25 protein-coding genes and 3 tRNA genes are annotated in these 26,168 nt (G+C 70.8%); 7 read left to right on the top strand and 21 right to left on the bottom strand.

All coding sequences use genetic code 11. The features are described from left to right. Positions 1 to 3 precede the first annotated feature (3 nt). The 7 genes from rpmF to H181DRAFT_RS15135 form a co-directional block, all read right to left on the bottom strand. Positions 4 to 177: a 50S ribosomal protein L32 gene (gene rpmF, locus H181DRAFT_RS15165; RefSeq protein ID WP_045864962.1), complete on the bottom strand. Its 174-nt coding sequence runs from the start codon at positions 175 to 177 to the stop codon at positions 4 to 6. Between the two features lie 2 nt (positions 178 to 179). Further along, complete coding sequence (locus tag H181DRAFT_RS15160; protein WP_175439774.1) at positions 180 to 773, bottom strand: YceD family protein; 594 nt, start codon at positions 771 to 773, stop codon at positions 180 to 182. A 153-nt stretch (positions 774 to 926) separates the two neighbouring features. After that, complete coding sequence (locus H181DRAFT_RS15155) at positions 927 to 2,015, bottom strand: cell division initiation protein (protein WP_045864960.1); 1,089 nt, start codon at positions 2,013 to 2,015, stop codon at positions 927 to 929. A 71-nt stretch (positions 2,016 to 2,086) separates the two neighbouring features. Next, a complete protein-coding gene (gene coaD / locus H181DRAFT_RS15150; protein WP_045864959.1) occupies positions 2,087 to 2,566 on the bottom strand; it encodes a pantetheine-phosphate adenylyltransferase in 480 nt (159 codons plus the stop codon). A gap of 56 nt (positions 2,567 to 2,622) precedes the next feature. Further along, complete coding sequence (gene rsmD, locus H181DRAFT_RS15145) at positions 2,623 to 3,222, bottom strand: 16S rRNA (guanine(966)-N(2))-methyltransferase RsmD (protein WP_045865134.1); 600 nt, start codon at positions 3,220 to 3,222, stop codon at positions 2,623 to 2,625. A gap of 130 nt (positions 3,223 to 3,352) precedes the next feature. Continuing rightward, positions 3,353 to 6,589 (bottom strand): helicase-related protein, encoded by a 3,237-nt coding sequence (locus tag H181DRAFT_RS15140; RefSeq protein ID WP_045864958.1) that lies wholly within the window; start codon positions 6,587 to 6,589, stop codon positions 3,353 to 3,355. A gap of 117 nt (positions 6,590 to 6,706) precedes the next feature. Beyond that, entirely contained in the window at positions 6,707 to 8,554 is a 1,848-nt protein-coding gene (locus tag H181DRAFT_RS15135; RefSeq protein ID WP_045864957.1) for a DAK2 domain-containing protein, read from the bottom strand. Positions 8,555 to 8,843: 289 nt separating this feature from the next. Between H181DRAFT_RS15135 and rpmB the strand changes: the two genes are divergently transcribed. After that, positions 8,844 to 9,029 (top strand): 50S ribosomal protein L28, encoded by a 186-nt coding sequence (rpmB, locus tag H181DRAFT_RS15130; RefSeq protein WP_028435377.1) that lies wholly within the window; start codon positions 8,844 to 8,846, stop codon positions 9,027 to 9,029. Positions 9,030 to 9,143: 114 nt separating this feature from the next. On the opposite strand, the gene thiD is transcribed toward rpmB, so the two are convergent. Together thiD and H181DRAFT_RS15120 are read right to left on the bottom strand one after the other, a co-directional pair. After that, positions 9,144 to 10,043, bottom strand: a complete 900-nt coding sequence (gene thiD, locus H181DRAFT_RS15125; protein WP_078895750.1) for a bifunctional hydroxymethylpyrimidine kinase/phosphomethylpyrimidine kinase — start codon at positions 10,041 to 10,043, stop codon at positions 9,144 to 9,146. A 121-nt stretch (positions 10,044 to 10,164) separates the two neighbouring features. After that, on the bottom strand, positions 10,165 to 11,172 hold the full coding sequence (locus H181DRAFT_RS15120) for a thiamine-phosphate kinase (RefSeq protein ID WP_045864956.1): 1,008 nt from the start codon (positions 11,170 to 11,172) through the stop codon (positions 10,165 to 10,167). A 242-nt stretch (positions 11,173 to 11,414) separates the two neighbouring features. Between H181DRAFT_RS15120 and H181DRAFT_RS15115 the strand changes: the two genes are divergently transcribed. Continuing rightward, entirely contained in the window at positions 11,415 to 11,648 is a 234-nt protein-coding gene (locus tag H181DRAFT_RS15115) for an Lrp/AsnC family transcriptional regulator (RefSeq protein WP_045864955.1), read from the top strand. A 20-nt stretch (positions 11,649 to 11,668) separates the two neighbouring features. After that, positions 11,669 to 12,139, top strand: a complete 471-nt coding sequence (locus H181DRAFT_RS15110) for a DUF3515 domain-containing protein (protein ID WP_045864954.1) — start codon at positions 11,669 to 11,671, stop codon at positions 12,137 to 12,139. 26 nt (positions 12,140 to 12,165) lie between these two features. Here the strand turns inward: H181DRAFT_RS15110 and H181DRAFT_RS15105 are convergent, their stop codons facing one another. From H181DRAFT_RS15105 to H181DRAFT_RS15095, 3 genes are all read right to left on the bottom strand, one after another. Further along, positions 12,166 to 13,302, bottom strand: coding sequence for a D-alanine--D-alanine ligase family protein (locus tag H181DRAFT_RS15105; RefSeq protein ID WP_045864953.1), 1,137 nt, complete (start codon positions 13,300 to 13,302; stop codon positions 12,166 to 12,168). 198 nt (positions 13,303 to 13,500) lie between these two features. Further along, positions 13,501 to 14,502 (bottom strand): NAD(P)H-dependent glycerol-3-phosphate dehydrogenase, encoded by a 1,002-nt coding sequence (locus tag H181DRAFT_RS15100; protein ID WP_074467872.1) that lies wholly within the window; start codon positions 14,500 to 14,502, stop codon positions 13,501 to 13,503. After that, a complete protein-coding gene (locus H181DRAFT_RS15095; RefSeq protein ID WP_078895749.1) occupies positions 14,499 to 15,401 on the bottom strand; it encodes a lysophospholipid acyltransferase family protein in 903 nt (300 codons plus the stop codon). Before H181DRAFT_RS15095 ends, H181DRAFT_RS15100 begins: the two co-directional genes overlap by 4 nt. Before the next feature lie 265 nt (positions 15,402 to 15,666). Between H181DRAFT_RS15095 and cofC the strand changes: the two genes are divergently transcribed. Continuing rightward, entirely contained in the window at positions 15,667 to 16,338 is a 672-nt protein-coding gene (gene cofC / locus H181DRAFT_RS15090) for a 2-phospho-L-lactate guanylyltransferase (RefSeq protein WP_045864952.1), read from the top strand. Positions 16,339 to 16,361: 23 nt separating this feature from the next. Continuing rightward, positions 16,362 to 16,565 carry a hypothetical protein gene (locus H181DRAFT_RS15085; protein WP_045864951.1) on the top strand — a complete coding sequence of 68 codons (204 nt, stop codon included), beginning with the start codon at positions 16,362 to 16,364 and terminating at the stop codon, positions 16,563 to 16,565. A 167-nt stretch (positions 16,566 to 16,732) separates the two neighbouring features. Here the strand turns inward: H181DRAFT_RS15085 and H181DRAFT_RS15080 are convergent, their stop codons facing one another. The 4 genes from H181DRAFT_RS15080 to leuC all read right to left on the bottom strand — a co-directional run bounded on the left by H181DRAFT_RS15080 (position 16,733) and on the right by leuC (position 19,933). Further along, the gene (locus H181DRAFT_RS15080; protein ID WP_045864950.1) at positions 16,733 to 17,386 is read right to left on the bottom strand and encodes an HU family DNA-binding protein; all 654 of its coding nucleotides are present in this window, start codon (positions 17,384 to 17,386) and stop codon (positions 16,733 to 16,735) included. Between the two features lie 125 nt (positions 17,387 to 17,511). Continuing rightward, positions 17,512 to 17,766, bottom strand: coding sequence for an SCO5555 family protein (locus tag H181DRAFT_RS15075; RefSeq protein WP_045864949.1), 255 nt, complete (start codon positions 17,764 to 17,766; stop codon positions 17,512 to 17,514). 135 nt (positions 17,767 to 17,901) lie between these two features. Then, the gene (leuD, locus tag H181DRAFT_RS15070) at positions 17,902 to 18,495 is read right to left on the bottom strand and encodes a 3-isopropylmalate dehydratase small subunit (protein WP_045864948.1); all 594 of its coding nucleotides are present in this window, start codon (positions 18,493 to 18,495) and stop codon (positions 17,902 to 17,904) included. A gap of 13 nt (positions 18,496 to 18,508) precedes the next feature. Further along, a complete protein-coding gene (leuC, locus tag H181DRAFT_RS15065) occupies positions 18,509 to 19,933 on the bottom strand; it encodes a 3-isopropylmalate dehydratase large subunit (RefSeq protein ID WP_045864947.1) in 1,425 nt (474 codons plus the stop codon). A 162-nt stretch (positions 19,934 to 20,095) separates the two neighbouring features. Here leuC and ndgR point away from each other — a divergent pair, with 162 nt between their 5' ends. Beyond that, positions 20,096 to 20,815, top strand: a complete 720-nt coding sequence (gene ndgR / locus H181DRAFT_RS15060) for an IclR family transcriptional regulator NdgR (RefSeq protein WP_045864946.1) — start codon at positions 20,096 to 20,098, stop codon at positions 20,813 to 20,815. Between the two features lie 56 nt (positions 20,816 to 20,871). Here ndgR and H181DRAFT_RS15055 read toward each other — a convergent pair whose 3' ends face one another. Continuing rightward, positions 20,872 to 21,369 carry a DUF4188 domain-containing protein gene (locus tag H181DRAFT_RS15055; RefSeq protein ID WP_045864945.1) on the bottom strand — a complete coding sequence of 166 codons (498 nt, stop codon included), beginning with the start codon at positions 21,367 to 21,369 and terminating at the stop codon, positions 20,872 to 20,874. Positions 21,370 to 21,488: 119 nt separating this feature from the next. Between H181DRAFT_RS15055 and H181DRAFT_RS15050 the strand changes: the two genes are divergently transcribed. After that, positions 21,489 to 22,136: a MerR family transcriptional regulator gene (locus H181DRAFT_RS15050; RefSeq protein ID WP_045864944.1), complete on the top strand. Its 648-nt coding sequence runs from the start codon at positions 21,489 to 21,491 to the stop codon at positions 22,134 to 22,136. A gap of 79 nt (positions 22,137 to 22,215) precedes the next feature. On the opposite strand, the gene H181DRAFT_RS15045 is transcribed toward H181DRAFT_RS15050, so the two are convergent. From H181DRAFT_RS15045 to H181DRAFT_RS15030, 4 genes are all read right to left on the bottom strand, one after another. Then, positions 22,216 to 22,288 (bottom strand) — tRNA-Glu (locus H181DRAFT_RS15045). Positions 22,289 to 22,319: 31 nt separating this feature from the next. Continuing rightward, a tRNA-Glu gene (locus tag H181DRAFT_RS15040) sits at positions 22,320 to 22,392 on the bottom strand. Between the two features lie 50 nt (positions 22,393 to 22,442). Then, a tRNA-Gln gene (locus H181DRAFT_RS15035) sits at positions 22,443 to 22,514 on the bottom strand. 133 nt (positions 22,515 to 22,647) lie between these two features. Further along, positions 22,648 to 26,145: a DEAD/DEAH box helicase family protein gene (locus tag H181DRAFT_RS15030; RefSeq protein WP_199810827.1), complete on the bottom strand. Its 3,498-nt coding sequence runs from the start codon at positions 26,143 to 26,145 to the stop codon at positions 22,648 to 22,650. Positions 26,146 to 26,168: the final 23 nt, after the last annotated feature.

Genomic DNA, 26,168 nt, shown 5'->3' with positions numbered 1-26,168 from the left:
CGATCAGACCTCGAGGACCTGACGCTTGTTGTAGGTGCCGCAGTTCGGGCACGCGATGTGCTGCTGCTTCGGCTCGGTGCAGCGCTCGCACTTCACCAGGGTGGGGACCGCAGCCTTCCACTGCGACCGGCGGTGGCGCGTGTTGCTGCGCGACATCTTCCGCTTCGGAACAGCCACGGCTACTTCTCCTGTGAGTCGTCCCCGGCTTTGCCGGGCATGTCGTTCTCGCCGTCCTTCATGGTCTCGGCGAGTCCCTGCAGTGCCGCCCAACGGATGTCGACGGCGTCTTCATGCGCGTGCTGCGGGTCGTCAGCCAGGCGTGCCCCGCAGTCGGGGCACAGTCCCGGGCAGTCTTCCCGGCACACCGGCTGCAGGGGCAGTGAGAGAACCACCGCGTCCCGCAGCACGGGTTCGAGGTCGAGATAGTCGCCCTCGAGGGAGAAAGTGTCCTCCTCCTCGGCGTCGTCGCCGGTCTCCGCGTCGGAGCGGCTCCGGTCGTCGGCGTCGGGGTAGGAGAACAGCTCCTGGAAGTCCGCCGTGCTTTCCTGCTCCAGCGGCTCCAGACACCTTACGCACTCCCCCTTGAGCGGTGCACGGGCGGTGCCTGTGACGAGCACACCCTCCATGACCGACTCCAGGCGGAGCTCCACTTCGATCGTCGCGTCGTCCGGCACACCGATGACCTCGACGCCGAGACCACCGGGAGACTTCACCGAGCGGGAGAGCTCCTTCATCGCGCCAGGACGCCGCCCCAGTTCACGTGTGTCGAACACGAGAGGGGCGCGGGGGTCGAGGCGGGCGTTCAGGGCTTCCTGCTTTCTACGGTGGGGCTCGCCGCCCGGGTGACCCGGGCAGCAGTCATCGCCGATGTACGCGTGACCGAAGAGCCAGGATACTGGACCGTCCGGCCGCGACCCAATCGAGTCTCAGCTGCCCTGCCCGTAGCCCTGGCCGTAGCGGGCCTCGTACTCGCGGACCTGGTCCAGGTCGATCATGCTCGTGTCGAAGAAGCTCGTCTCGTCCAGCTGCGGCTGGGGCTGCTGCTGCCCGTAGTGCTGCTGCTGGAGCTCCTGCTGCTGCGCGTAGTACGGGTCGGGCTGCTGGCCGTAGTAGGCGTACTGCTGCTGGTACGCGGCAGCGTCCTGGCCGCCGTAGTACGCGTCCTGCTGGGCCTGCAGGGCGTACGGATCGGCGACGGCCGCGGCCGGCTCGTACCCGGGCTGCTCCGGGACCGCCCCCTGCTGGGGGTGCGGGCCGGGCACGCCCGCCGGCGGTGCTGCTTGACGGCCGGCGCCCGCCAGGTCCGCCATGTAGTCGGCGTCGCTGGTGTGCACGCCCTGCTCGGCGGCGTCCTGCGCGGCCATGTGCGCCCCGAGCTCGTCGGAGGGCCGGTGGCCCAGCAGCTTCGCGCGGCCCCTGCCGACCGCCTCGAGGGTCTTGGTGAGCACGGCCGAGACGGCCCCCAGGCGGACGTCGACGTAGTTGTCGGCGCGGTCCCGGAGTTCACGCGGGTCCGTGGAGCGCTCGGGTGCGTCCTCGGCGTACTCCTCGTTCCACTCCTCGGAGCCCGGGCCGCTGCCGAGCAGCTTCTCGCGGCCGCGCTCGACGGAGCCGATGGTCTTGCTGAGGACGACCTCGAAGTTGGCGAGCTTGCTGTCGACGTAGTCGTCGGCCTCCGCCCGGATCTCCGCGGCCTCCTGCCGGGCCTGCGCGAGGATCTGCTCGGCCTCCGCCTGCGCCTGGCGCACGACCTCGGTGCCCGAGACCAGCGAGCCCCGCTCCGCGTGGCCCGACTCGATGATGCGCTGCGCCTCGGCCTGTGCTTCGGCGACCATCTGCTCGCGGCCGCCGAGGACTTGCTCCGCCTGCGCGAGCGACCCGGGCAGGGCCTCGCGCACTTCTTCCAGCTTGGCGAGCAGTTCGGCGCGGTTCACCACGCAAGACGCCGACATGGGCATCGCACGCGCGCTGTCCACGGCCGTCACGATCTCGTCGAGTTTCTGCTGAACGTCCACGGAGGTGACTTTACGGCCAGTCGCGCTCAGCCCGACAGCGGATGCGGGGAAGCGGCGCCGGGGGCTGCGTCTCAGGGCTTGGCGAGACGGGCCGACAGGGCGCGCTGAACGGGTTCGGGGACGAGGTGGGAGACGTCGCCGCCCCAGGTGGCGACCTCCTTGACCAGGCTGGAGGAGAGGAAGCTGTAGGTGGGGTTGGTCGGCACGAAGAGCGTCTCGACCCCGGACAGACCGTTGTTCATCTGTGCCATCTGCAGTTCGTAGTCGAAGTCGGAGACGGCCCGCAGCCCCTTGACGATGGCGGGGATGTCGCGGTCCTTGCAGAAGTCGACGAGCAGGCCGTGGAAGGCCTCGACGCGCACGTTGCCGAAGGCCGCGGTCACTTCGTGGATGAGGTCTATCCGCTCGTCCACGGAGAAGAGGCCCCGCTTCGAGTTGTTGATCATCACCGCCACGTAGACCGAGTCGTAGAGCTTGGACGCGCGGGCGATGATGTCGAGGTGTCCGTTGGTGATGGGGTCGAAGGATCCTGGACAGACTGCGCGACGCACTGGTGTTTCCTCGCTCTCCGGACGATCTGGGGCCGGCGAGGCGGCTCCGGAAGAAGTCAGCATGACGCGGGGGTGACTCCGCGTACGGCGGCGCGACCGTACCAGAGCGTTCCCTCGCCGTAGCGACGTGACCTGAGCCCCTCGAAGCCCTCGGGCCAGCGGAATTCGCCGCCCCGGGTACTCCGCTCCACGGTGGCGAGTGCTTCGTCGCTCAGCCAGTCGCCGGACCGGAGTGTGAGCAGTATCTCCCGCACATGGGCGTCGGTCACGGCGTAGGGAGGGTCCAGGAAGACGACGTCGTAAGGCAGTTGGGGAGCCGGGCCCGACAGGATCTGCTCTGCCTTCGCGTGCCGTACCTCTGCGCCCGGCATGCCGAGTGCCTTCACGTTCTGACGGATGGTGCGGGCGGCGCGGGCGTCCGATTCGACGAGGAGTACGTGCGCCGCGCCGCGGGAGAGCGCTTCGAGGCCCACCGCGCCGGAGCCACCGAACAGATCGAGGACCCTGGCGCCCTGCCAGGCGGCGGCACCGCCCAGTTGGGCCTCCCAGCTGGAGAACATGCCCTCGCGGGCCCGGTCGGACGTGGGGCGGGTGCCCTGACCCGGCGGAACGGTCAGCCGCCGTCCGCCGACGGCGCCGGCGATCACGCGGGTCATGGTGGCGAAGTCCTCTCCTCCGGTGGGACCGACGATCCCATTCTCGCGCTCTCCGCGCACCGCGGAGGAACTCGCGGCGGCGCCGGGCCCCTCCCGTACGGCTCAGCCCTCACGGCTCAGCCCTTACGGCTCAGCCCTTGTCGAGGTAGTCCTCGCGCTCCTCGTCGAGCAGCGCCGACAGCGCCGTGCGCAGCTCCGGCATCCGCTCCAGCTCCGGGTCGTCGGCGACGAGAGCGGTCGCCGCCGCACGGGCCGCCTCGATGATCTCCTCGTCCTCGATGACCGCGAGCATCCGCAGCGACGAGCGGACGCCCGACTGGGCCTGCCCCAGCACGTCGCCCTCGCGGCGCTGCTCCAGGTCGATGCGCGAGAGCTCGAAGCCGTCCAGCGTCCCCGCGACGGCCTCGAGCCGGGCCCTCGACGGGCCCGCCTCCGGCGCCTCCGTGACCAGCAGGCACAGGCCGGCGGCCGAGCCCCGGCCCACGCGGCCGCGGAGCTGGTGGAGCTGGGAGACGCCGAACCGGTCGGCGTCCATGATGACCATGACCGTGGCGTTGGGGACGTTGACGCCCACCTCGATGACGGTCGTCGCCACAAGTACGTCGACCTCTCCGGCGGCGAACCGGCGCATGACGTCGTCCTTGGCGTCGGGCTGCATGCGCCCGTGCAGGGCCTCCACGCGCAGCCCGGACAGCGGGCCGCCGCCCAGCTGCGCGGCGATGTCCAGGACCGCCAGGGGCGGGCGCTTGTCCGCCTCCCCGACCTCGCCACCTTCCTCGCCGCCGTCCTCGCCGCCGTACGCCCCGGCGTCCTCGCTGCCCGCGCTCTCACGAGCGCCGCCGGTACGCGACGCCGGCCCGACCGGCGTGCGCTTGCCGTCCTTCGCCGCCGCGCCCGCCGACTCCGCCTCGTCGCCGATGCGGGGGCACACGACATACGTCTGGTGCCCGGCCTCGGTCTCCTCCCGTACGCGCTCCCAGGTGCGGGCGAGGAAGTGCGGCTTGTCCCGGGCCGGGACGACGTGGGTGGCGATCGGCGAACGGCCCGCGGGCAGCTGGTCCAGCACGGACGTCTCGAGATCGCCGAAGACGGTCATCGCGACGGTGCGGGGGATGGGCGTCGCCGTCATCACGAGCAGGTGCGGCGGCTGCCGGCCCTTGGAGCGCAGGGCGTCGCGCTGCTCGACACCGAAACGGTGCTGCTCGTCGACGACCACGAGTCCGAGATCGTGGAACTGGACCTTGTCCTCGATCAGCGCGTGCGTACCGATGACGATGCCGGCCTCGCCCGTGGCCAGCTCCAGCAGCGCCCGCCGCCGGGCGGCCGCCCCCATCGACCCTGTGAGCAGTACGACCTTCGTACCCTGCTCCGCGCCGCCGAGCATGCCGCCTTCCGCGAGCTCGCCCATCATCTCGGTCACCGACCGGTGGTGCTGCTGTGCGAGCACCTCGGTGGGGGCGAGCAGCGCGGCCTGGCCTCCGCTGTCGACGACGGTGAGCATGGCGCGCAGCGCGACCATCGTGTTGTGCGTGACGGTGAAGTTGTCGGTCACGTACGCCCTGCTGGGGTGGCGGACGCTGATGCACTGCACCTGCTTCCGTCCGGCTGGTTCGACGCCGACGACCGCGCGTCCCGCGATCTCTCCCCCGTCGCCCTGGCTGCCATGGTCCTGCCCGCCGGGCTCGTCCGTGTGCCGGAGAGCCGGGTACTGCGGCGGGAGTTGCACCGTCACGTCGAAGGGGCCGCCGGAATCGTGAACGGGGCCGGCCGGTGCGACGCTCGCGTGGCCGCTCAGGGAGCGCACCAGCCATGCGACGTCCTCGGCGAGCCGCCGCGACGCGGCGCGCACTGCGGCGCCTTCCGGCCGGGCCGCCGGCGGGCCTGTCTCCTCGTCCGTCCCGGACCCGCCCGCGACGTGCGGGAGCCCTTCAAGCAGCCCGCGCAGGACCGCCAGCCTGTCCTTGACCGAGGCTTCCCTGAACGGCCGGGGCACGCCTCCCTCCGCGTCCTGCCGGCCGAGCAGCAGCCCCGTCTCGTACGGGTCGGCGGGCACGTCCGCAGGAGCGCCGAGATCGACCGGCACGGACTCGGGAAGCCACCACTTCGGAGATCCGTCACGCCTGGTCAGATCGCATCTGATCTCCCGCGTCGTCAGCACCGAGGCCTCCGGGCCGCCGGGCGGCGGGGTGCCGCCCTGCCCGTCCGGGAGCCGGGGCACGGCGCCGGCACCCACCAGCCACAGGTGCTCGTCGTCGCACTCGACGCTGCTTCCGTCCGAGAGGACCAGCCGCCACACTTCGCGCTCCCCCTGCGGAAAGACGCCGTCGACGGGGGCCAACTCCCCGGAAGGAGTGACCACTTCGTCCCCGGGGCTGATCGTCCCCATCTCGCGGAACCCCCCGGGGGTGAGCACGAGGGCGTCCAGGGGCTGTGCCTTGCCGGAGCCGACCTCGCCCTGAAGGAGCCGGTGCATGGGGTGTTCGGCGGCGAGGTCCGCGAAGATCTCGGCGCTGACGTGCCGCTGCCCCTCGGTGAGGGTGAAGGGCAGCTTGGCGTCGAAGGCGTCCAGCAGTCCGTCCGGGACGTGAACGCGCGGCACGGCGGGCAGTTGGGACTCCGCCTGCCGCCGCCGGGCGAGGGCGACCTGCAGGACGAACGCCTCGTCCCACTTCAACCGGGCGCGTGCCTCGGCCACATCGGCGTTCGTGTGGGGGCGATGCACCTTCTCGAAGGCCCGCGGCAGCGGGATCAGCCGCTGTTCGTCGCGGATGGCCGGCGGCAGGGGGTCGACGAGGCCGTCCCAGCCGGTCGACTCCATGGAGGCGAGCACTGTCCGGACCGACTTGGCGATCTTCCAGGACGCGAGCTGGGCGACGGCCGGATAGATCGGCATGAGCCTGTTGGCGAACGCGTCGACCTCCTCGGCCCCACCCTCCGAACCCAGCAGTTCGTACTGCGGGTGGGCGAGCTGCAGACGTCCGTTGAAGACGCCGACCTTCCCCGCGAACATCCCGCGGCGCCCGGGCAGCAGGTCCTTCTGCGGTTTGAAGATGCCGCGCCCGAAGAAGACGAGCCTCAACTGCCCGCTGCCGTCCGTGAGTACGACCTCGAGGCGCTGCCCCCTGCCCCGGTTGAACTTGTGCACGGTGGCCTTGGCGACCTGGGCCACCACCGTCACGTGCTCGTCCAGCGGCAGGTCGGCGAGGCGGGTCAGCTGACCGCGCTCCTCGTAACGCCGCGGATAGTGGTGGAGGAGGTCTCCGACCGTCTCCAGACCCAGGTGTTCGGCCATCACCTTCGCGGTGTTGCCGCCGAGGATCTTCTTCAGTGGTTCGTCGAGCGCTGGCACGCTCCCATTGCACACCATGGCTGTGACAGGACCGGGGAACCGGACAGGCAACCGGTGCACTGAACGCGCAGCGGCAGCCCTCAGTGCGGCGTTCCTCCGCGGGACGTTCCTCCGGGGTGCCGGGGGGCTGACCGCCTACTCGACTCCGATCAGCAGCGGCACGCACTGCCGGCCGCCTTCGTAGACCACTGTGTCGACGCCGAGATGGCCCCGCACCCGCTCTTCGAGCTGGTCGGCGAGCCCCTCGGGGGCGTGCTCGCCGACGACCAGCGTGACCAGTTCCCCGCCCGCGGCGAGCATCCGCTCCAGCACGTCCCCCGCGGTGCCGGCGATGTCGGAGCCGATCACCGCCACGTCGCCCTCCACCAGCCCCAGTACGTCCCCCGCCTCGCAGACGCCGGCCATGGTCCAGGACTTGCGCTCCGCGACGGTCACCTCCCCGTAGCGGGTGGCGCCTGCGGCCGAGGTCATGGCGACGACGTCCTCGTCGAAACCGCGGTCCGGATCGTGCACCGCGAGGGCGGCGACCCCCTGCACGGCGGCGCGCGTGGGGACCACCGCGACACGTATGCCGCCCGGCGATCCGCGGACCGCCCGCGCGGCGGCTGCCGCGGTCGCGTGCAGTTCGACGTCGTTGGGCAGCAGCACGGCCTCCGGGGCGCCGGTCGCCCGGACCGCCGCGGCCAGTCCTTCGCCGTCGAGCGACCCACCGGCGCGCATGACGACAGCGCCGGCTTCCTCGCACAGGTCCGCGAGCCCGTCACCGTGGACGACGGCGACGACTGCGCGCCCTCCACGAGGGCTCGGCCCCGGGCCGTGGACTGTGCCGCCCTCGCCGTCCCCCGAGCCGCCGCCGGACGGTTGCGCTGTGCCTGCCGGGCCGCCGCCCGACGGGACCTCCGGGGCGCACCCGCCGCGCGGTCCCTCCGGGTCCGGCGCGAGGTGCGTGACGCGGATGCGGTGCGGACGGCCGGCCGCGATTCCGGCTTCCACGGCCGCCCCGGCGTCGTCGACGTGGACGTGCACGCTCCACAGGCCGTCCCCGCCGCCGACGACGAGTGAGTCGCCGAGGCCGTCGAGCTGATCCCGCAGGGCGGCCACTGCCGCGTCGTCGGCGTCCAGGAGGTACATCACCTCGTACGCGGGGTCGCCTTCCGAGGCGTCCGCGGGAGCGGGACGGGGCGCTTGGTGTCCCTCCGGCGGCGTCGCACTGCGCGGACGTGACGTGCCCTCCGAGTCGGACAGCGCGTCCGCCAGCGCACCCAGTACCGCGACGAGCCCGCTTCCCCCGGCGTCGACTACTCCGGCCCGTCGCAGAGCGTCGAGCTGTCCCGTCGTCGCGGAGAGCGCCGCACGGGCGCCGTCATGGGCGGCGAGCGCCACGATGGCGGCCTCGGCCTCCGCGCCGGCGCCCCGGCCGGTGGCGTCCGCCGGGCCGCTGCCGGTGCTTCCGCCGCCTCCGCTCTCGGCGACTGCCCGTTCGGCAGCGGCGGCAGCGGCGCGCGCGACGGTCAGCATCGTCCCCTCGACCGGGCGTGCCACCGCCTCGTAGGCGGCCTCCGCAGCGCGACGCAGCGCGGCGGCCAGCAGCCGCCCGCTGCCGGCGCCTTCCAGGCCCACCGCTCCGTCCGTCTGCGCGGACGTACTCCCGCGCGCTTCCCCGTAGACCTCCGCCATGCCTCGCAGCAGTTGCGCCAGGATCGTCCCGGAGTTGCCGCACGCGCCGAGCAGCGCTCCCCGCGCGAGGGTGCGCAGTACGGGCGCGGCGGGGCCGCCGGGGGTGCCGGTCCCTTCTTTGCCGTCCTGCTCGCCTTCCAGCCCCTCGCATGCGGCGGTCACCGTGCGGTGCAGGTTCGTGCCGGTGTCGCCGTCCGCGACGGGGAAGACGTTGATCGAGTCGAGCTCCGCGCGGCCCTCGCCGAGGGCGTCCCGCGCGAGAGCCGCCCAGGCCCGTACCACCGTGGCGTCGAACGGCTGTGGCACGTGGGACCTCCTGCATAAGGGCCGGGGACGGCGGACGGCGGCGGGGCGCCCGCATCGGGCGCCGTCCGAAGGCTAGAGGAGAGACGGCGGAGCGGGGCGCGGAGCAGCGGCGGGCCCGGTGGATGCGGGGCGGCCGGTGCTGGTTTCGCTGTTCGTGAGCAGGCGTTGTATGCTGCTCCGGTTGCCTGATGAGTATCGGGCCTCATCACCTCCCTGGCAGTGCCGGTCGCTCACGTGCCTGCGTCGCCGGGATTTTCCGTACATGCATCTGAAGTCTTTGGAGTGACCCGTGGCTGCCAACTGCGACGTCTGCGGCAAGGGGCCGGGCTTCGGCAACAGCATCTCCCACTCGCACCGCCGCACCCCGCGCCGCTGGAACCCCAACATCCAGCGCGTGCGTGCAGTGGTCAACGGGACGCCGAAGCGCCTCAACGCCTGCACCTCGTGCATCAAGGCCGGCAAGGTCTCGCGCTGACGCAGCGCGGCCACCTCGCAGGCTGTTCCAGAGCCGGTTCGTCGACGTGACGGACCGGCTCTGCTCATGCCGGAAAAGGGCAGGCCGCCGCCGCGCGCACAGCTGCCGCGGCTCTCAGCGCCCCTCGCGCGTACGCAGCCGCCATCCGTGGTGCACGGGCCCGAGCCCGGAGCCCAGCGGAAATCCGGCGGCGATCGCCCCTGTGACGTACTCCTTCGCCCCCGCGGCCGCCTCCGGCACGGACATTCCGCGCGCCAGCAGCGCGGCCAGCGCGCTGGCGAGCGTGCAGCCGGTGCCGTGCGTGTGGCGGTTGCTGTAGCGGGGGGCGCGCAGCCAGTGCTCCTCGGTGCCGTCCGTGAGGAGGTCGACGGCCTCGCCCTGCGGGAGCCGGCCGTCCTCCGAGGACGTCGCGGGCAGGTGCCCGCCCTTGACGAGGGCCCACCGCGGTCCGTACGCCAGCAGCGCCGCGGCGGCCTCCCGCATCCCGGCCTCGCCGGAGACGCGTACGCCCGTCAGCTGCGCGACCTCGTCGAGGTTGGGCGTGACGACGGTCGCGGTGGCGAGCAGCCGGGTGCGGACGGTTTCCACGGCGTCCTCGGCGAGGAGGGAGTCGCCGTGCTTCGAGACGCCCACGGGGTCGACGACGACGGGCACGTCCGTTCCGGCGAGCAGCCCGGCGACCGTCTCGACCAGTTCGGCCGAGGCCAGCATCCCCGTCTTGACCGCCTGGACCCCGATGTCGTCGACGACGCTGCGGTACTGGGCGCGTACGGCCTCCGCCGGCAGCTCCCAATAGCCCTGCACGCCCAGGGAGTTCTGGGCGGTGACGGCGGCGACCACGCTCATGCCGTGCGTGCCGAGCGCCAGCATGGTCTTCAGGTCGGCCTGGATGCCGGCGCCGCCGCCGGAGTCGGAGCCCGCGACCGTCAGTACGCGGGGCGGCGCCGGGTCGGCGGAGCGGTCGGACTCGTGCGGCTGCCCTTGCGGGAACGGCTGTGCGGCTGTGTCCTCCATGCCTAGACCGTAGCCCGCGCGCCGTGAGCGCCCGCGGCCGGTTCGGCGCCGAAGCGGCATCGGCCCCCGGCCTGGCAGCCGCGGCGCTGCGTCGCCCCGTCCGGTCAGGTGCGCGGACCGTTCAGCTCTCCTCGCCGCTCCCGAAGTGGTCCCAGCCGCCTGCCTTCTCCCAGGCCGCGCCGTCCACCGTCACCTGCGGCTGGGCGGACGGGGCGAGCACTTCGCCGATCTTCCGCCAGCGTGCGGGGAGTTTCGCGTCCGGCGGGAAGGTGGCGACCAACGCGTGGTCCTCGCCGCCCGTGAGGACCCAGTGCAGCGGGTCCACGCCGACGGCCTGGCCGATGTCCGACATCTGGGCGGGCACGTCCAGGTCGGCCGAGCGCAGGTCGATGCGGACCTTGCTGGCTTCGGCGATGTGCCCGAGGTCCGCGACGAGCCCGTCGCTGACGTCGGTCATCGCGGTCGCCCCGAGCCCTGCCGCGGCGGGCCCCGCGTGGTACGGCGGTTCGGGCCTGCGGTGCGCCTCGACGAAGGCGCGCGGCGAGCGGAACCCCCGGGAGAGCACCGCGTGTCCGGCGGCGGACCAGCCCAGCCAGCCGGTGAAGGCCACGATGTCGCCGGGCCTCGCGCCGAAGCGGGTCACCGGTTCGCGGTTGCGCATGTCGCCGAGGGCGGTGATGGAGACGGTGATCGTCGCACCGCGGACGACGTCGCCGCCCACGACTGCGGCCGAGGCGACCTGCGCCTCGTCGCGGATGCCGTCCATCAGCTCCATCGGCCAGTTCGCGGGGAGTTCCGCGGGGACGACGAGTCCGAGCAGCAGCGCCGTGGGGAAGGCGCCCATGGCGGCGATGTCGGCGAGGTTCTCCGCCGCGGCCTTGCGCCCCACGTCGTACGCCGTGGACCAGTCGCGCCTGAAGTGCCGCCCCTCCAGCAGGATGTCGGTCGTCGCGACGACTCTGCGGTCCGGGGCCGCGACCACTGCCGCGTCGTCCCCGGGGCCGAGGCGGACGGCGGGAGTCGTCGTGAGCCGGGACGTCAACTGCCTGATCAGACCGAACTCTCCGAGCTCGCCGACGGTGCCGGGCGTGCGCGCACGGCCGCCGTTGTAGTCCCCGCTCAGCTGCATCGTCCCGCCCCTTCGACCCTCACTTGCTGCGTGATCCTTCCGTCCGCGCGCCCCCTGCCCGCGCCCCCTGCGCGGAAGGCGGCGGCGCCGTCCGCCCCGGTCCGCCCCCGCGACGGGTGCGTGCCCCGCGGCAGCGGTGCGCCGTCACCGACAGTGCCGCGGGTCTCCCGCGGGGTAGCGGCGACGCGGTACCGTGGCGTTCCCCTTCCCTCCATGCTCCCCTCAGCCGCCCTGGAGGTTCCGTGGTACAGGCGTACATCCTGATCCAGACCGAGGTCGGCAAGGCATCGACCGTCGCCGACTTCGTCTCCAAGCTTCCGGGCATCATGCACGCGGAGGACGTGACCGGCCCTTACGACGTGATCGTGCGCGCGCAGGCCGACAGCGTCGACGAGCTCGGCCGCTTGGTCGTCGCCGAGATCCAGAAGGTCGACGGCATCACTCGGACGTTGACCTGCCCGATCGTTCATCTGTAGCTCCCCCGTATGCTCGCCCGGTGAACACCTCTTACTACCGGGTTACGTTCGCCGTCGCCGCACTGGCCGTCGCGGGCTGCTCGGTCGAGGAGGGGCCGGCGGCCCCGCACCCCTCCGGCGAAGCCGCCGCGGCGTGCCGGTCGCTCCACGACCGGCTTCCGGAGCGCGTGGACGGGCAGGAGCGGATCACACTCGACCCGGCCTCGAAGTACACCGCGGCTTGGGGCGATCCGGCCATCGAACTGCGCTGCGGAGTGCCGCGCCCCGAGAAGCTCTCGCCCGGCAGTGAACACTACAACCCCACGGCGGAGGCGGTGGACGTCAACGGCGTCTCCTGGCTGGTGGAGAAGCGCGAAGAGGGTTACCGCTTCACCACCGTCGACCGCGAGGCGAACGTCGAGTTGACGGTCCCCGGCGATCACGCCCCTGAGATCAACGCGCTGCCGGACCTCGCGAAGCCCGTCCGCAGTTCGGTGCCCGAGCACCACTGACATTCCGGTCGCCGGCGCCCGGCCCGTCAGCGCAGGCCGGTCTCGCGGCGCAGCGCGGCCTGGATGAGCCGGTCCACGAGTTCCGCATAGCTGACGCCGCTCTTCTGCCACATCCGCGGATACATCGAGATGGGCGTGAAGCCGGGCATCGTGTTGATCTCGTTGATGACGAACTCCCCGTCCTCGGTGCGGAAGAAATCCGCCCGGACGAGGCCCTCGCAGGAGGCGGCCTCGAAGGCGCACACGGCCAGCTCCTGCACCCTCGCGGTCTCCTCGGGGGTGAGCGGCGCGGGCACGATGCCGGAGGCGGAGTCGATGTACTTCGCCTCGAAGTCGTAGAAGTCGTGGGCGCTCACCGGCGGGATCTCGGCGGGGACGCTCGCCCGCGGGCCGTCCTCGAACTCCAGCACACCGCACTCGATCTCACGCCCGCTGAGCAGCGACTCGACGACGACCTTCGGGTCGTGCCGCTGGGCTTCGGCGATGGCCTCGTCCAGCCCGCCGATGTCGTGGACCTTGGTGATGCCCATCGAGGAGCCCGCCCGTGCCGGCTTCACGAACAGCGGCCAGCCGTGCCGGCCCGCCAGGTCCAGGATCCGCTTGCGCGCGCCGCCGGGGTCCGTCTTCCAGTCCCGCGGACGGATCGTGACGTACGGCCCGACGGGCAGTCCGAAGGAGGCGAAGACCCGCTTCATGTACTCCTTGTCCATGCCGACCGCCGACGCGAGCACTCCCGCACCGACATAGGGCACGCCCGACATCTCCAGCAGCCCCTGCAACGTGCCGTCTTCGCCGTACGGACCGTGCAGCACGGGGAAGACGACGTCCACCTCGCCCAGCGCCTTGGGCACGGAGCCCGGCTCGTGGTACGTCACCTCGCGGTTGCCCGGTTCGAGCGGCAGCAGCACGCCGCCCGTCGTCGTGTCGGCCAGTTCGGAGACGCTCGGCAGTCTGCGGTTCTCGATGGCCATCCGCTCGGGTTCGTCTGCGGTCAGCGCCCAGCGGCCGTCCGTGGTGATGCCGATGGGCAGCACCTCGTACTTCTCACGGTCGATGGCGGCGAGTACGGCTCCTGCGGTGACGACCGAGATCGCGTGCTCGGAGCTGCGCCCGCCGAACACGACGGCGACACGGGGCTTGCGGGAGGGGCTCTGGCTGCTCATATCGGACCGACTGTACCTTCTGGCCCCTGACCCGTCAGGGTCCCGGGGCCCGCGTCGCGGCGGCCCCGTCCGGGGTTCCGGTCACGTTCCGCACCGACCCCGGGGGGCCGAACGACCCCGGGGCGACCGGGAGATCGCGCCGCCGAACCGGCGCCGGAACGCCCGGCCCGGCCCGCGGCGACGCGACCCCGCGAACCGTCAGACGCGTTCGGCCTTCGCGCTGCGCGACATGAGTTCCTTCAGGGCGACGAGCGGCGGCTTGCCGTCATGGACGATGCCGACGACCGTCTCCGTGATCGGCATCTCCACGCCGTGCCGCCGCGCCAGTTCACGTACGGACTCGCACGACTTGACACCCTCCGCCGTCTGGCGTGTGACGGCGATCGTCTCCTGAAGCGTCATGCCTCGGCCGAGATTCGTGCCGAAGGTGTGGTTCCGGGAGAGCGGCGAGGAACAGGTGGCCACGAGGTCGCCCATCCCGGCGAGCCCGGCGAAGGTGCGGGCGTCGGCGCCCATCGCCGAGCCGAGCCGGGCGGTCTCCGCGAGGCCGCGCGTGATCAGCGAGGCCTTCGCGTTGTCCCCGAGTGCCATACCGTCCGCGATGCCGACGGCCAGCGCGATCACGTTCTTGACGGCGCCGCCGAGTTCGCAGCCGACGACGTCCGTGTTGGTGTACGGGCGGAAGTACGGCGTGTGGCATGCGGCCTGCAGGCGCAGGGCCACGCTCTCGTCCGCGCAGGCGACGACGGAGGCCGCGGGCTGCCTCTCCGCGATCTCCCTGGCGAGGTTGGGGCCGGTCAGCACGGCGACGCGTGACGCGTCCACGCCCGCGACCTCCTCGACGACCTCGCTCATCCGCTTGGCGGTGCCGAGTTCGACGCCCTTCATCAGCGAGACGAGCACGGTCTCCGGATGCAGCAGCGGAGTCCACTGCGCGAGGTTGCCGCGCAGAGTCTGCGAGGGCACCGCGAGCACCGTGAACTCCGCGCCGCGCGCCGCCTCCGCGGCGTCCGTGGTGGCCGTGACTCCCGCCGGGAGCTCCGTTCCCGGGAGGTAGTCGGGGTTCACGCGGCGGGTGTTGACCGCTTCGGCCAGTTCGGGCCGCCGCCCCCAGAGCGTCACCTCGCAGCCCGCGTCGGCGAGCACCATCGCGAAGGCCGTGCCCCAGGAACCTGTGCCGAATACGGCGGCTTTCGTCACGCGTTCTCTCCCTCGGCCGCCGGAGGCGCCGCGTCCGGCTGCAGGGGCCGTCCGCCCCGCTCCGGTGCGCCTCCCCGGCCGTTCCTCTCGCTGTGGACGTTCTCCTCGCCCCGGGACGCCTGTTCGCCCTGCCGCGCAGACCGTTCGCCGTTCTCCTGGTGGGGGAGCCGCTCCGGCCCGCGGGAGGCAGCCGCATGGCGGTGGTCGTAGCGCTCGGCCGGCGGGGTCTCACCGCGGATGTCGGCGAGCTGCGCGGTGATCTCGTCCATGATCCGCTCGGTGACCTCCCGCAGCACCGCCGCGGTCGCCTCCTTGCCGTAGAACTCCGAGAGGTCGATGGGCGGTCCGGCCTGGACGACGAGAGTCCGGCGGGGGAAGAACTTGATGTCACCGCGCTTCGGATAGGGCGGGACGGCGAGATTCGCCCCCCACTGCGCGACGGGAATGACCGGCGCCCTCGTCTCCAGGGCGACCCTGGCGGCGCCGGTCTTCCCCTTCATGGGCCACATCCGGGGGTCCCTGGTCAGGGTGCCCTCGGGGTAGAACACCACGCACTCGCCCTTGTTGATGGCCTCGACGGCGGCGCGGAAGGCCCCTATGGCGTCCTTCGACTCGCGGAAGACGGGGATCTGCCCGGTCCCCCGCATGGCCGCCCCGACGAACCCGCTCTTGAACAGCCCGACCTTCGCGAGAAAGCGCGGAACCCGTCCGGTGTTGTACTGGAAGTGGGCATAGGAAAGCGGGTCCAGGGCCGAGTTGTGATTGACGACCGTGATAAATCCGCCGCTTTCCGGAATATGCTCCATTCCGCGCCAGTCCCGCTTGAAGAACAGCACGAGCGGCGGTTTCACCAAAACCGCGGCAAGGCGGTACCAGAAGCCGATTCTGCGGCGGGACACCCGGACACCATCTCCTCTTGCCTGTTCGAACAGCCACGTGGGTCCCGGCGGCGGCGAGGCAGCGGCCTCCCGCGGAGCGGGCACGGGGCCCTCTGCACTACGGCTGGGCCTGCCACATCGCGGCGGCGCGGGTTGCCCCAGCGCGCGAGGGGCAAGTCTCACCCCGTACCCCCCACCGTGTCGAGCGCACGGTCTGTCTGCGTCTGTCCTGCAACCGTAGCCCGGGGCCTGCGGGACCGCGTCGGCGGCGGGTGAGAATGAGGCGATGGAGCCGCATGTGACACCACCGGCATGGACCCTCCTGATGCCGCTGAAGCCGCTGTCGCGCGCCAAGAGCAGGCTCGCCGCGGCGGCGGCCGCTCCGGCGCGCGCACGGCTCGCGCTGGCGTTCGCCCAGGACGCCGTCAGCGCGGCCCTGACCTGTACGGCCGTACGCGATGTGGCAGTTGTCACCAACGACGAGCAGGCGGCCGAGGAGCTGGCCGCCCTCGGGGCGCGCATCGTTCCGGACGCCCCGGACGCGGGCCTCAACCCCGCCCTGGCACACGGTGCCGCCGTCGTGCGCGGAATCCGCCCTGAAGCCCCGCTGGCGGCCCTCAACGCCGATCTCCCAGCGCTGCGGGCCCGTGAACTCGCACACGTACTCCAGGCCGCCGCGGAGGCCCCCCGCGCGTTCCTCGCCGACGCCGACGGGACGGGCACCACGTTGCTCTCCGCCATGCCGGGTCATGCGCTCCGCCCGCGGTTCGGGCCGCGTTCGCGGGCCCGGCACGCCGCTTCGGGGGCGGCGGAGCTGCTCCTGTCCGACGCGGTCAGCGTGCGGCAGGACGTCGACACCGAGGCCGACCTGGCCGCCGCGGTCGTTCTCGGCGTGGGCCCGCACACGGCCGGGGCGCTGTGCGGCGACCCGGGTCCCACGCCCGTCAACGCGGTGTGAGGGCACTGCCATAGGCTTCTGCCATGCAGGCAACCTCGTACACGTTCGACCCCGAGACGCGCAGCGGGAGCGTATTGCTCGACGACGGCACCCCTCTGCCGTTCGACGCCACCGCGTTCGACGCCGGAGGGCTGCGCCTGCTGCGGTCCGGGCAGCGCGTACGCATCGAGGTCGAGGGGTCCGGCGAGGAGCGGCGCGTCACCTTCGTCACCTTGCAGACCCTCTGACTCTGTGCATCGGTTCTTCCCCGGCGCCCGGCCGGCCGCCGCCAGGCCCGCCGGACCGGATCCCCGTGCGAAGTCCGCGGTCGCGGCGTCCCGTTGGCGCCCCCGAACGCCCGCCGGGCCGGACTCCCCGGCGGGAGTCCGGCCCGGCGTCGCGGGTCGAGTACAGCTCAGCGCTTGCGCGCGGTGGCCCTTTTGGCGGTGGACTTGCGGGCGGCGGTGCGGCGGCCCGGGGCCTTCCTGGCCGGCGCCTTCTTGGTGGTCGACTTCTTGCCCGTGGCCTTCTTGGCGGTCGACTTCTTCGCCGTGGTCTTCTTCGCGGTGGACTTCTTCGCCGTGGCCTTCTTCGCCGCCGTCTTCTTCGCCGGCGTCCGCTTGGCGGTGGTCTTCGCCGCCGTCTTCTTCGCGGCGCCGCGCTGCGCCGTGCTCTTCTTCGCCGTCGTCTTCTTCGCTCCCGCGCGCTTCGTCGCGGCCTTCTTCGCGGAAGTGCCGCCCATCAGACTGCCCTTGGGGGCCTTCTTCACGGCGACATCGTTCTTCGGAAGCTTCTTCGCCCCGCTGACCAGTTCCTTGAATCCGGCGCCGGCACGGAAGCGGGGCACCGAGGTCTTCCTCACCCGCACGCGCTCACCGGTCTGCGGGTTGCGGGCGTACCGCGCGGGGCGGTCCACCTTCTCGAAGGAGCCGAACCCGGTGACCGAGACCCGCTCCCCCGCCACAACGGAGCGGACGATCGCGTCCAGCACGACATCGACCGCTTCCGCGGCCTGCTGCCGTCCACCGAGCTTGTCCTGGATTGCTTCGACGAGCTGCGCCTTGTTCACGTCTTCCCCTTCGGAACTATTGCAGGAACGAATGTGTTCAAGCTTTTTCGCACGCTAGGCAGATATATACCGCGAATCAAACATGAAACGGGCGAATCACCCTTGTGCCGCAACGAACTCGCCCTTCATCGAGCTCCGTCAGCGCGCTTGCCTGCCTGTTCCTCGGGGAAGCGTCCCTCGTCGATATCCGTCATGAGACGGTCCACACGCCGCTCAGCGTCGGCGAGATCGTGCTTCGAGGCCGCGGTGATGACGAGCAGCTTGCGCGTCAGCGCCACCCGTACGCCCTCGGGGACTTGCAGTGAGCGCACTCTTGCGTGCGCCTCCTTCAAGCGGGCGGCGAGTCGGTCGTAGAGATCGAGTTGACCGTCGCGTTCCATGCACCGATTGTGCCATCTGGGGTGAGTTGTCGCATAACGAGTCCCCAACACACGCAGGCGCCCCCCGTCTTGCGGACGGGGGGCGCGTGAGGCCCTGCGGTCGTGAGGGGCGCCCGGGCTCCGCTCAGGCTGCGTTCACAGCTGCTGCGTCAGGGGCTTGAAGGCGGGACGCCGGGCTTCGTAGGCCGCGATGGAGTCCTCGTCCTTCAGCGTCAGGCTGATGTCGTCGAGCCCTTCGAGCAGCCGCCAACGGGCGTTCTCGTCCAGGTCGAAACCCGCCTCGACGCCCGGCGCGAGCACCTTGCGCCCGACCAGGTCGACGGTCACCTCGACGCTTGGGTCCGACTCGGCCAGCTCCCAGAGCGCCTCCACGGTCGGCTGCGGCAGTACGACCGTGAGGAGGCCGTTCTTCAGGGAGTTGCCGCGGAAGATGTCCGCGAATCGCGGGGAGATCACGGCCTTGAATCCGTAGTTCTGCAGCGCCCAGACGGCGTGCTCCCGCGAGGAGCCCGTGCCGAAGTCCTCGCCCGCGACGAGGACCGTACCGCCCTTGTACGCCTCGTCGTTCAGCACGAAATCCGGGTTCTTGCGCCAGGCTTCGAAGAGTCCGTCCTCGAATCCGTCCCGCGTGACCTTCTTCAGCCAGTGGGCGGGGATGATCTGGTCGGTGTCGACGTTGCTGCGGCGCAGCGGGACGACGCGTCCCGTGTGAGTCGTGAAGGCTTCCATGGTGATCGTCTCCTCAGACGCCGGCGGGCTCGCGCACGTCGGACAGGTCGGCGGGTGAGGCGAGGTGGCCCAGCACCGCCGTCGCGGCGGCGACCTGCGGCGAGACCAGGTGCGTACGGCCGCCCTTGCCCTGCCTTCCCTCGAAGTTGCGGTTGGAGGTGGACGCGGCGCGCTCACCGGGCTGGAGCTGGTCGGGGTTCATGCCCAGGCACATGGAGCAGCCCGCGTGGCGCCACTCGGCCCCGGCCGCGGTGAAGACCTTGTCCAGCCCTTCCGCGACCGCCTGCAGCGCGACCCGTACGGAACCGGGGACGACCAGCATCCGCATGCCGTCGGCGACTTGGCGCCCCTCCAGGACGGCGGCTGCCGAACGCAGGTCCTCGATACGGCCGTTGGTGCAGGATCCGACGAACACCGTGTCGACGGGGACCTCGCGCAGCGGCTGCCCCGCCGTGAGTCCCATGTACTCCAGGGCCTTCTCGGCCGCGAGCTTCGCCCCTTCGTCCTCGAACGAGGCGGGGTCCGGGACGGACTCCGACAGCGGTGCGCCCTGGCCCGGGTTCGTTCCCCACGTCACGAACGGCGCCAACTGCGTGGCGTCGATGACGACTTCGTGGTCGAAGACGGCGTCGTCGTCGGTGCGCAGCGTCTTCCAGTACTCGACGGCAGCGTCCCAGTCGGCGCCCTCCGGGGCGTGCTCGCGGCCCCGCACGTACTCGAACGTCGTCCCGTCCGGAGCGATCATCCCGGCGCGGGCGCCGGCCTCGATGGACATGTTGCAGACGGTCATCCGCGATTCCATCGACAGCTTCTCGATCGCCTCACCGCGGTACTCGATGACGTAGCCCTGTCCGCCGCCGGTGCCGATCTTCGCGATGACGGCCAGGATCAGGTCCTTGGCGGTGACGTCGTCGGGCAGCTCGCCAGTGACCGTGATCGCCATCGTCCTGAACGGCGCCATCGGCAGCGTCTGGGTGGCCAGGACGTGCTCGACCTGGCTGGTGCCGATACCGAAGGCGAGGGCGCCGAACGCCCCGTGCGTCGAGGTGTGGGAGTCGCCGCAGACGACCGTCATGCCCGGCTGCGTCAGACCCAGCTGGGGGCCGACGACGTGCACGACGCCCTGCTCGTCGTCCCCGAGGGGGTGCAGGCGCACGCCGAAGTCCGCGCAGTTCTTGCGGAGGGTCTCCAGCTGCGTGCGGGAGACCGGGTCGGCGATCGGCTTGTCGATGTCGAGGGTCGGGGTGTTGTGGTCCTCGGTGGCGATGGTCAGGTCCGTACGGCGCACCCGGCGGCCGTTCTTGCGGAGCCCGTCGAAGGCCTGGGGGCTGGTCACCTCGTGCAGCAGGTGCAGGTCGATGTAGAGGAGGTCCGGCTCGCCTTCCGCGTGCCTGACGACATGGTCGCCCCAGACCTTCTCCGCGAGTGTCCGTCCCATCGCTTTCCCTCCGGCCGGCAGCGTCGCCGGCCACATGTCGAGATCCAGTGGCGCACGGGGCCGGCGGTCCCCCCGGGCCCTGTGCGCTTCGCCCGTCCAGAGTGGCGGGTGGCGCCGAAAAAGGAACTTGCGTTTCACACTCTGAGACGCGAGTATCGACGCATGGACAACTCTAGCGGCGTCGGCGTTCTCGACAAGGCGGCTCTGGTGCTGAGCGCCTTGGAGTCCGGTCCGGCCACTCTCGCCGGGCTGGTCGGCGCGACCGGCCTCGCCCGGCCGACGGCTCACAGGCTCGCGGTGGCGCTGGAGCACCACCGCCTGGTCGCCCGTGACATACAGGGGCGTTTCATCCTCGGCCCGCGCCTCGGCGAGCTGGCCGCGGCCGCCGGCGAGGACCGCCTCCTCGCCTCGGCCGGCCCGGTGCTCACGCATCTGCGGGACGTGACGGGCGAGAGCGCGCAGCTCTACCGGCGCCAGGGCGACATGCGGATCTGCGTGGCCGCCGCCGAGCGGCTGTCCGGACTGCGGGACACCGTGCCGGTCGGCTCGACGCTGCCGATGAAGGCGGGTTCCGCCGCGCAGATCCTCATGGCATGGGAGGAGCCGGAGCGCCTCCACCGCGGACTGCAAGGCGCCAGGTTCACGGCGACGGCGCTCTCGGGCGTGCGGCGCCGCGGATGGGCGCAGTCCGTGGGCGAACGCGAACCGGGCGTCGCCTCGGTGTCCGCCCCGGTGCGCGGCCCGTCGAACCGCGTGGTCGCCGCCGTCTCGGTCTCCGGCCCGATAGAGCGCCTGACGCGGCACCCGGGGCGCATGCACGCGCAGGCGATCGTCGACGCGGCGGCCCGGCTGAGCGACGCTCTGCGCAGGACGACGGGCTGAGCGACGGCCCGGCCTCCTGAGAGGGGAGGCCCGGCCGTCTCTCGGACCGAGCCGTGTCAGCCCTCGACGCGTCCGGACGACATCCGGTCCGCAGCCCGCTCCCCGCGTCTGCCCACCGGCTCGACGCCGTGCGCCGCCCCGAGGCCGTACGGCGGCATGTTCACGTACACCGCCTCGTAACAGCCCGCCGGGACGGCATACGTCTCATGCCAAACCCCCACAGCAGCACCCCCGTTGCGCGCCCGGCGGTTGTACGCCGCCCACGCCGGCCGGTGCTCCTTGTCCGCCGCCGACGCGTAGGCGAAGAGCGCCTCTTCCGACTTCCAGTACTGCAGGACGCCGAATTCGCGAAGCCCGCCGAGCTGCACGCGGAAGCCCAGCAGGCCGCTGGAGGCGTCCTTCGAGAGCTCCTTGAGCATCCGCGGCATCGCCGTGAACACGGGCAGCCAACTCCGCACCGCCCGCAGCTTGTTGATGCGCATCCCGACCAGGAACACGACGATGTCGCCCTGGGCCGCCGCCGTCTTCCGTCCGTCCTGCACCTTCGCTGCCATGACGCACTCCCCTCGCACTTGGATAGTTCCGCTATCCCATTTGGATAGTGCTACTCTCCAAGAGAAAACGCAAGGGGACGTTCGGCAGTCCATGAGCACGAGGACGGGAACGGCACGGAATGCGCCTGGCAGAACTGAGTGAACGCAGCGGCATCAGTACGGCAACGGTGAAGTACTACCTGCGCGAGGGGCTGCTGCCGCCGGGCCGCCGCGTCTCGGCCACCCAGGCCGAGTACGACGAGTCGCACCTGCGGCGCCTGCGGCTCATCCGCGCCCTCGTCCAGGTCGGACGGCTCCCCGTCGCGACGGTCCGCGACGTGCTGAAGAACGTCGACGACACATCGCTGAGCCGGCACAGCCGCATCGGCTCGGCCGTGTGGGCCTTGCCCCACGACACGGAGACCGCGGAGGGCGACGCGGAGACCGCGGCGGCGGAGCGCACTTCGCAGGCACTGCTGGCGGAACTGGGGTGGGGGTTCTCGCAGTCGACCGGGGCCGATTCCCCGGCGTACCGGACGCTGGTCGGCGCGATCTCGGCCCTCCGGCGCCTCGGTTATCCGTGCGGCACGGAGAACCTGCTGCCGTACGCGCGGGCCGCGGCGCAGGTGGCTCAGAGCGACCTGGAGCTGGTCGCGAGCTACGACGACGCGGAAGAGCAGATCGAGGCGGCGGTGGCCTGCACCGTGCTGTACGAACCGGTGCTGCTCAGCCTGCGGCGGCTGGCCGAGGCGGAGGAGTCCAACAGGCGCTTCAGCGCGGAGAGTTGAGGAAAGAACGGAGCTGGGAACCCCTGCCCCGCGGACGAAGAAAAGCCCCCCGGTCTCCCGGAGGGCTTTCCCGATCGAGTACCCCCGACCGGATTCGAACCGGCGCTACCGCCTTGAGAGGGCGGCGTGCTAGGCCGCTACACAACGGGGGCCTCTCTGCGATCCGCAACGATCACGGACCAGTACCCCCGACCGGATTCGAACCGGCGCTACCGCCTTGAGAGGGCGGCGTGCTAGGCCGCTACACAACGGGGGCCTCGATCTTGCCAACCAGCAGCCTATGAAGGATGCTTCACCAAGATCGCGCTGGGCTACCAGGACTCGAACCTAGACTAACTGAACCAGAATCAGTCGTGCTGCCAATTACACCATAGCCCACCAAAACGCAACCCCCTGCGGGGATCTTGTCCGGGTGACCGCCGTACGATCGGGCCTCGCGGCTCCGCCCCGTTCGGCGACAGGAAGAACAGTACCTGATCGGGGACCGGGCTCCAAAACGGGTTCCGCGCACTCAGGCGGCCAGTGCAGGAGGCACTGCGCGCCTGCGCAGCTCCTTGAAGACGACCTCCAGATCGTCGATTTCCCCGTCACTGAAGTGCCCGTCCACCGCCCCATGATCCTTGAACGGCTGCTCGTAGAGATCCCGAAGATGGATCACCCCGTTGTGCACCACGTACTCGATGATCATCTTCACAAAGTGCAGCTGCCTCGAGGTGAGCGCGTACTGTGCCTGGAACTCCGCGAACGCGTCCTGAGCAGCGGTGCGGTCGAGTCCGCGCAGGCCTCGCACGAAGAGACCGAGATCACGATGGCCGAAATGCTCCAGATCCTCCGGGGAGGCGACGCTCTCTGCCAGGAACACGGTCTCCAGGTCGCTCAGATCCTCTTCGGTGATCTGCTCGTTCATGTACAGCTTGCGCACCACCGGAACGTCCTCGTGACGTGCCAAGTACGCACGGGCCCGCTGACGGAAACGCTGCTCGTCCGTGCCTTGCGGGACGCCTTTCAGCTCCACCTCGGCGAGCGCGCCCAGCTCGTCCTCGAAATCCGTATAAACGATGTTTCGCTTCGCCCGCTCGTCCACCAGTCGCACCAGGCCACGCATCCGGCGTCGCATGTGGTCAACCATCGGGACCGTGACGTCCTGCCACCACTCCTCCCCCGCCACGGATTCCAGCAGCTCGGCCTGCTCGCGGACGACGGGGATGTTGGTCTTGCTCAGAAGGTCCTGGGCGATCTCGCGCACCCTCGTGCGCAGGCGCTTGTAGGAGCCGCCGCCCTCCAGCGCCGCAAGTTCGAGGGAGTAGGCGGTGAGGTCGAAGCGCTTGGCCTCCTCGTCAACGTCCTCGCCCTCGGGCCGGTACTCGCTCGGCAGCTTCAGCAGCTTCTCGCTGATCTCCGCAGCCTTCTCCTCGTCCAACCGGTGCCAGCTGGTGAAGTCGCTGTAGATCTCTACCTCCCGGCGGTGCGGACGCACCAGGAAGTTGCCGGTGTTCATGGCGGCCACCGTGTCGCGCAGCCGTCGGGCGGTGGACCAGCGCAGCGCCGACTCGGTCGACGACTCCGGAGCCGTTCCGGCGTCCTGCGTGGAGTCCGGCGGCTGCCGGCGGTCCAGTGCGCGTACGAGTTCCAACTGGCGTTGCAGGACTCGCTCGGTGAGGCTGGGCGCCTGACGTCCGGGGTCCCTGCCCAGCTCCGCGTTGAAGAACTCGACGTTGCCGCACAGGTCGAAGACGTAGAAATCCTCCTTGTGCCGACCGGGGCCGAAGATGTTCTCCCGCAGACGGGTGCCGCGGCCGATCATCTGCCAGAACTTCGTGGGCGAGTAGACCGGCTTGAAGAAGACGAGGTTCAGCACCTCGGGCACATCGATGCCGGTGTCCAGCATGTCGACCGAGATCGCGATGTCCGGGGCCTTCTCCGGGTTGGAGAAGTCGTCGATGAGCTGCTGTGCCTTCTTCTCGCGGTAGGTGATGACACGCGCGTCGTGGCCTGCGCCCTGCGGGTAGTGCAGGTTGTACTGATCCTCGATGGCGCGCGCGTGATCGTTGTTCTTGGCGAAGATGATGGTCTTGCCGATCCGGTCGCCGCCCTCGACCCGGTGGCCGAAGGTCATCAGGACTTCCAGGGCCTGGTCGATCGTCGGCTTGTTGAAGAGATACGTGTTGATCTCGTCAGGGGTGACCTCGGTGGGTATCTGGCCGTCCTCGGTCCACTCAAGGTTCTCCCAGGCTTCCTTCTGCTCCTGGCTGAGTTCGTCGTACCTCAGTCCCCTGTTCAGGATCTTCAGGGGTACGTCGACGGCCTTCGGCGGCACCAGGAAGCCGTCCTCCACGGCCTCGTCCAGGCTGTAGGAATCTGTGGGGACGCCGTCCTCCAGCTGGAAGAGGCGGTAGGTGCTCCGGTCGATGCCGTTCTTGGGGGTGGCGGTGAGGCCGAGCAGCAGCGAGTCGAAGTAGTCGAAGAGTTCGCCGTACTTGTCGTAGACCGAGCGGTGGGCCTCGTCGATGACGATCAGGTCGAAGAAGCCGGGACAGAAGCGGCGGCGGCCGTCCTGCGTCAGCTCGTCGATGCGGTTCATCATCGTCGGATAGGTCGAGACGAAGACACGGCCCTCCGTCTGCCTCTCGGTGAGCAGATTGACGGTGGGCGTGTGCTCCAGATGTTCCTTGAACGCGTTGACGGCCTGGGTGACCAGAGCCTGCCGGTCGGCGAGAAACAGCACGCGGCGTGCCCAATTCGCCTTCTGGAGCAGGTCGATGAGGGCGACGGTCGTACGGGTCTTGCCCGTGCCGGTGGCCATCACCAGCAGAGCGCGCCGCTGCTTGTCCCGGTCGAAGGTCTCCCCCACCCGCTGGATCGCATGCCGCTGGTAGTTGCGGTCGGCGATCTTCGGGTTCACGTTCTTGGCCATCAGCGCACGGCGGCCGGCCCGCTGCCTGATCAGCCAGTGCAGCTCGTCCTTGGTGCGGAAGCCCTGGACCTGACGGGGCGGATAGCCGTTTCCGTCGTCCCAGATGTAGGTCTCGTAGCCGTTGGTGTAGAAGATGACCGGGCGCAGGCCGTACTTCTGCTGCACGGCGTCCGCGTAGCGCCTTGCCTGTTCCCGGCCCTCGTATGCGTCGACCTTGGTCCGCTTGGCCTCGACCACTGCGAGGGGCTTGTCGTCGTCGCCCCAGAGCACATAGTCGATGCGGCCCTTGCCGGAGGGGGTGTCCAGCCCCGTGATCTCGAACTCACGGTCCCGGTCGGCGGCCAGGTCCCAGCCCGCCTCCTTGAGAAGGACATCGACGAAGAGGTCACGGGTGGCGGCTTCGTCGTAGTCGTGTTCGTCGGTACGCGCCTGGTTGTTGGCCTTCGCAGCGGAGGCCCTGGCCCGGAGCTGGACGATCTCTGCTTCGAGCGCTTCACCCTTCGCGCGGGCTTCGGCGAGTGCCTTGGCCAGAGCCTCGCGCTCGGCCTTGTCCTGCTTCTCCTTTTCCAGGAGCTCCGCACGCTTCAGCCTGCGCACCTCGGCTGGTACGGGGCGCGGGATTGAGCCCGTGTCGAACTGGGTTCCAGAAGGCGGGAGTTGGTGGGGCCGACCGGTGTAGGTGCGGGCAAGCCAGTACATGACCTGGAAGAGCTCAGCGGTGATCCTTACGGCTGTCCTGGAGGCGAACTCGCCCGGCTTGTGCACCGCGTTGTTGCCCTCTTTGCGGATCAGGTTCATCTTCGTGCGCAGACCGGGACCGACCAGGTTCACCATGGTCGGCTCGTGGATCATGCCGTTCAGGTCGTTGTTGTGCGGCTCGCGCAGGGCATCGTCGGCCCGGTACATCCACTGGAGCGTGAACTCCAGGGTGCGGCGGGCATAGAAGCAGGACGTACGAGGATCGGCGTAGGCCAGCCGCTCGGCGTGCTCCGCCTCGGCGTACAGGTCGGGCCACTCATGCTCGACGAACGCGAAGTTGCTCGGAGGACGGCCCGAGCCCTGGTCGCCGTTCCCGTCGCCGCTGCCCTTCATCATGCCGTGCGTCCCCCTCCTGCGGG

The sequence above is a fragment of the Streptomyces sp. WMMB 714 genome, from assembly GCF_900090125.1.
Taxonomy (GTDB): Bacteria; Actinomycetota; Actinomycetes; order Streptomycetales; family Streptomycetaceae; genus Streptomyces; species Streptomyces daqingensis.
This window is presented reverse-complemented; position numbering and strand designations above follow the sequence as displayed.

Coding starts and splice junctions, on each gene's coding strand:
- rsmD (WP_045865134.1), bottom strand. CDS start 3,222: ATGACCCGCGTGATCGCCGGCGCCGTCGGCGGACGGCGGCTGACCGTT.
- H181DRAFT_RS15140 (WP_045864958.1), bottom strand. CDS start 6,589: ATGGTGTGCAATGGGAGCGTGCCAGCGCTCGACGAACCACTGAAGAAG.
- thiD (WP_078895750.1), bottom strand. CDS start 10,043: ATGGAGGACACAGCCGCACAGCCGTTCCCGCAAGGGCAGCCGCACGAG.
- H181DRAFT_RS15120 (WP_045864956.1), bottom strand. CDS start 11,172: ATGCAGCTGAGCGGGGACTACAACGGCGGCCGTGCGCGCACGCCCGGC.
- H181DRAFT_RS15105 (WP_045864953.1), bottom strand. CDS start 13,302: ATGAGCAGCCAGAGCCCCTCCCGCAAGCCCCGTGTCGCCGTCGTGTTC.
- cofC (WP_045864952.1), top strand. CDS start 15,667: ATGGAGCCGCATGTGACACCACCGGCATGGACCCTCCTGATGCCGCTG.
- H181DRAFT_RS15085 (WP_045864951.1), top strand. CDS start 16,362: ATGCAGGCAACCTCGTACACGTTCGACCCCGAGACGCGCAGCGGGAGC.
- H181DRAFT_RS15075 (WP_045864949.1), bottom strand. CDS start 17,766: ATGGAACGCGACGGTCAACTCGATCTCTACGACCGACTCGCCGCCCGC.
- leuD (WP_045864948.1), bottom strand. CDS start 18,495: ATGGAAGCCTTCACGACTCACACGGGACGCGTCGTCCCGCTGCGCCGC.
- leuC (WP_045864947.1), bottom strand. CDS start 19,933: ATGGGACGGACACTCGCGGAGAAGGTCTGGGGCGACCATGTCGTCAGG.
- ndgR (WP_045864946.1), top strand. CDS start 20,096: ATGGACAACTCTAGCGGCGTCGGCGTTCTCGACAAGGCGGCTCTGGTG.
- H181DRAFT_RS15055 (WP_045864945.1), bottom strand. CDS start 21,369: ATGGCAGCGAAGGTGCAGGACGGACGGAAGACGGCGGCGGCCCAGGGC.
- H181DRAFT_RS15050 (WP_045864944.1), top strand. CDS start 21,489: ATGCGCCTGGCAGAACTGAGTGAACGCAGCGGCATCAGTACGGCAACG.
- H181DRAFT_RS15030 (WP_199810827.1), bottom strand. CDS start 26,145: ATGATGAAGGGCAGCGGCGACGGGAACGGCGACCAGGGCTCGGGCCGT.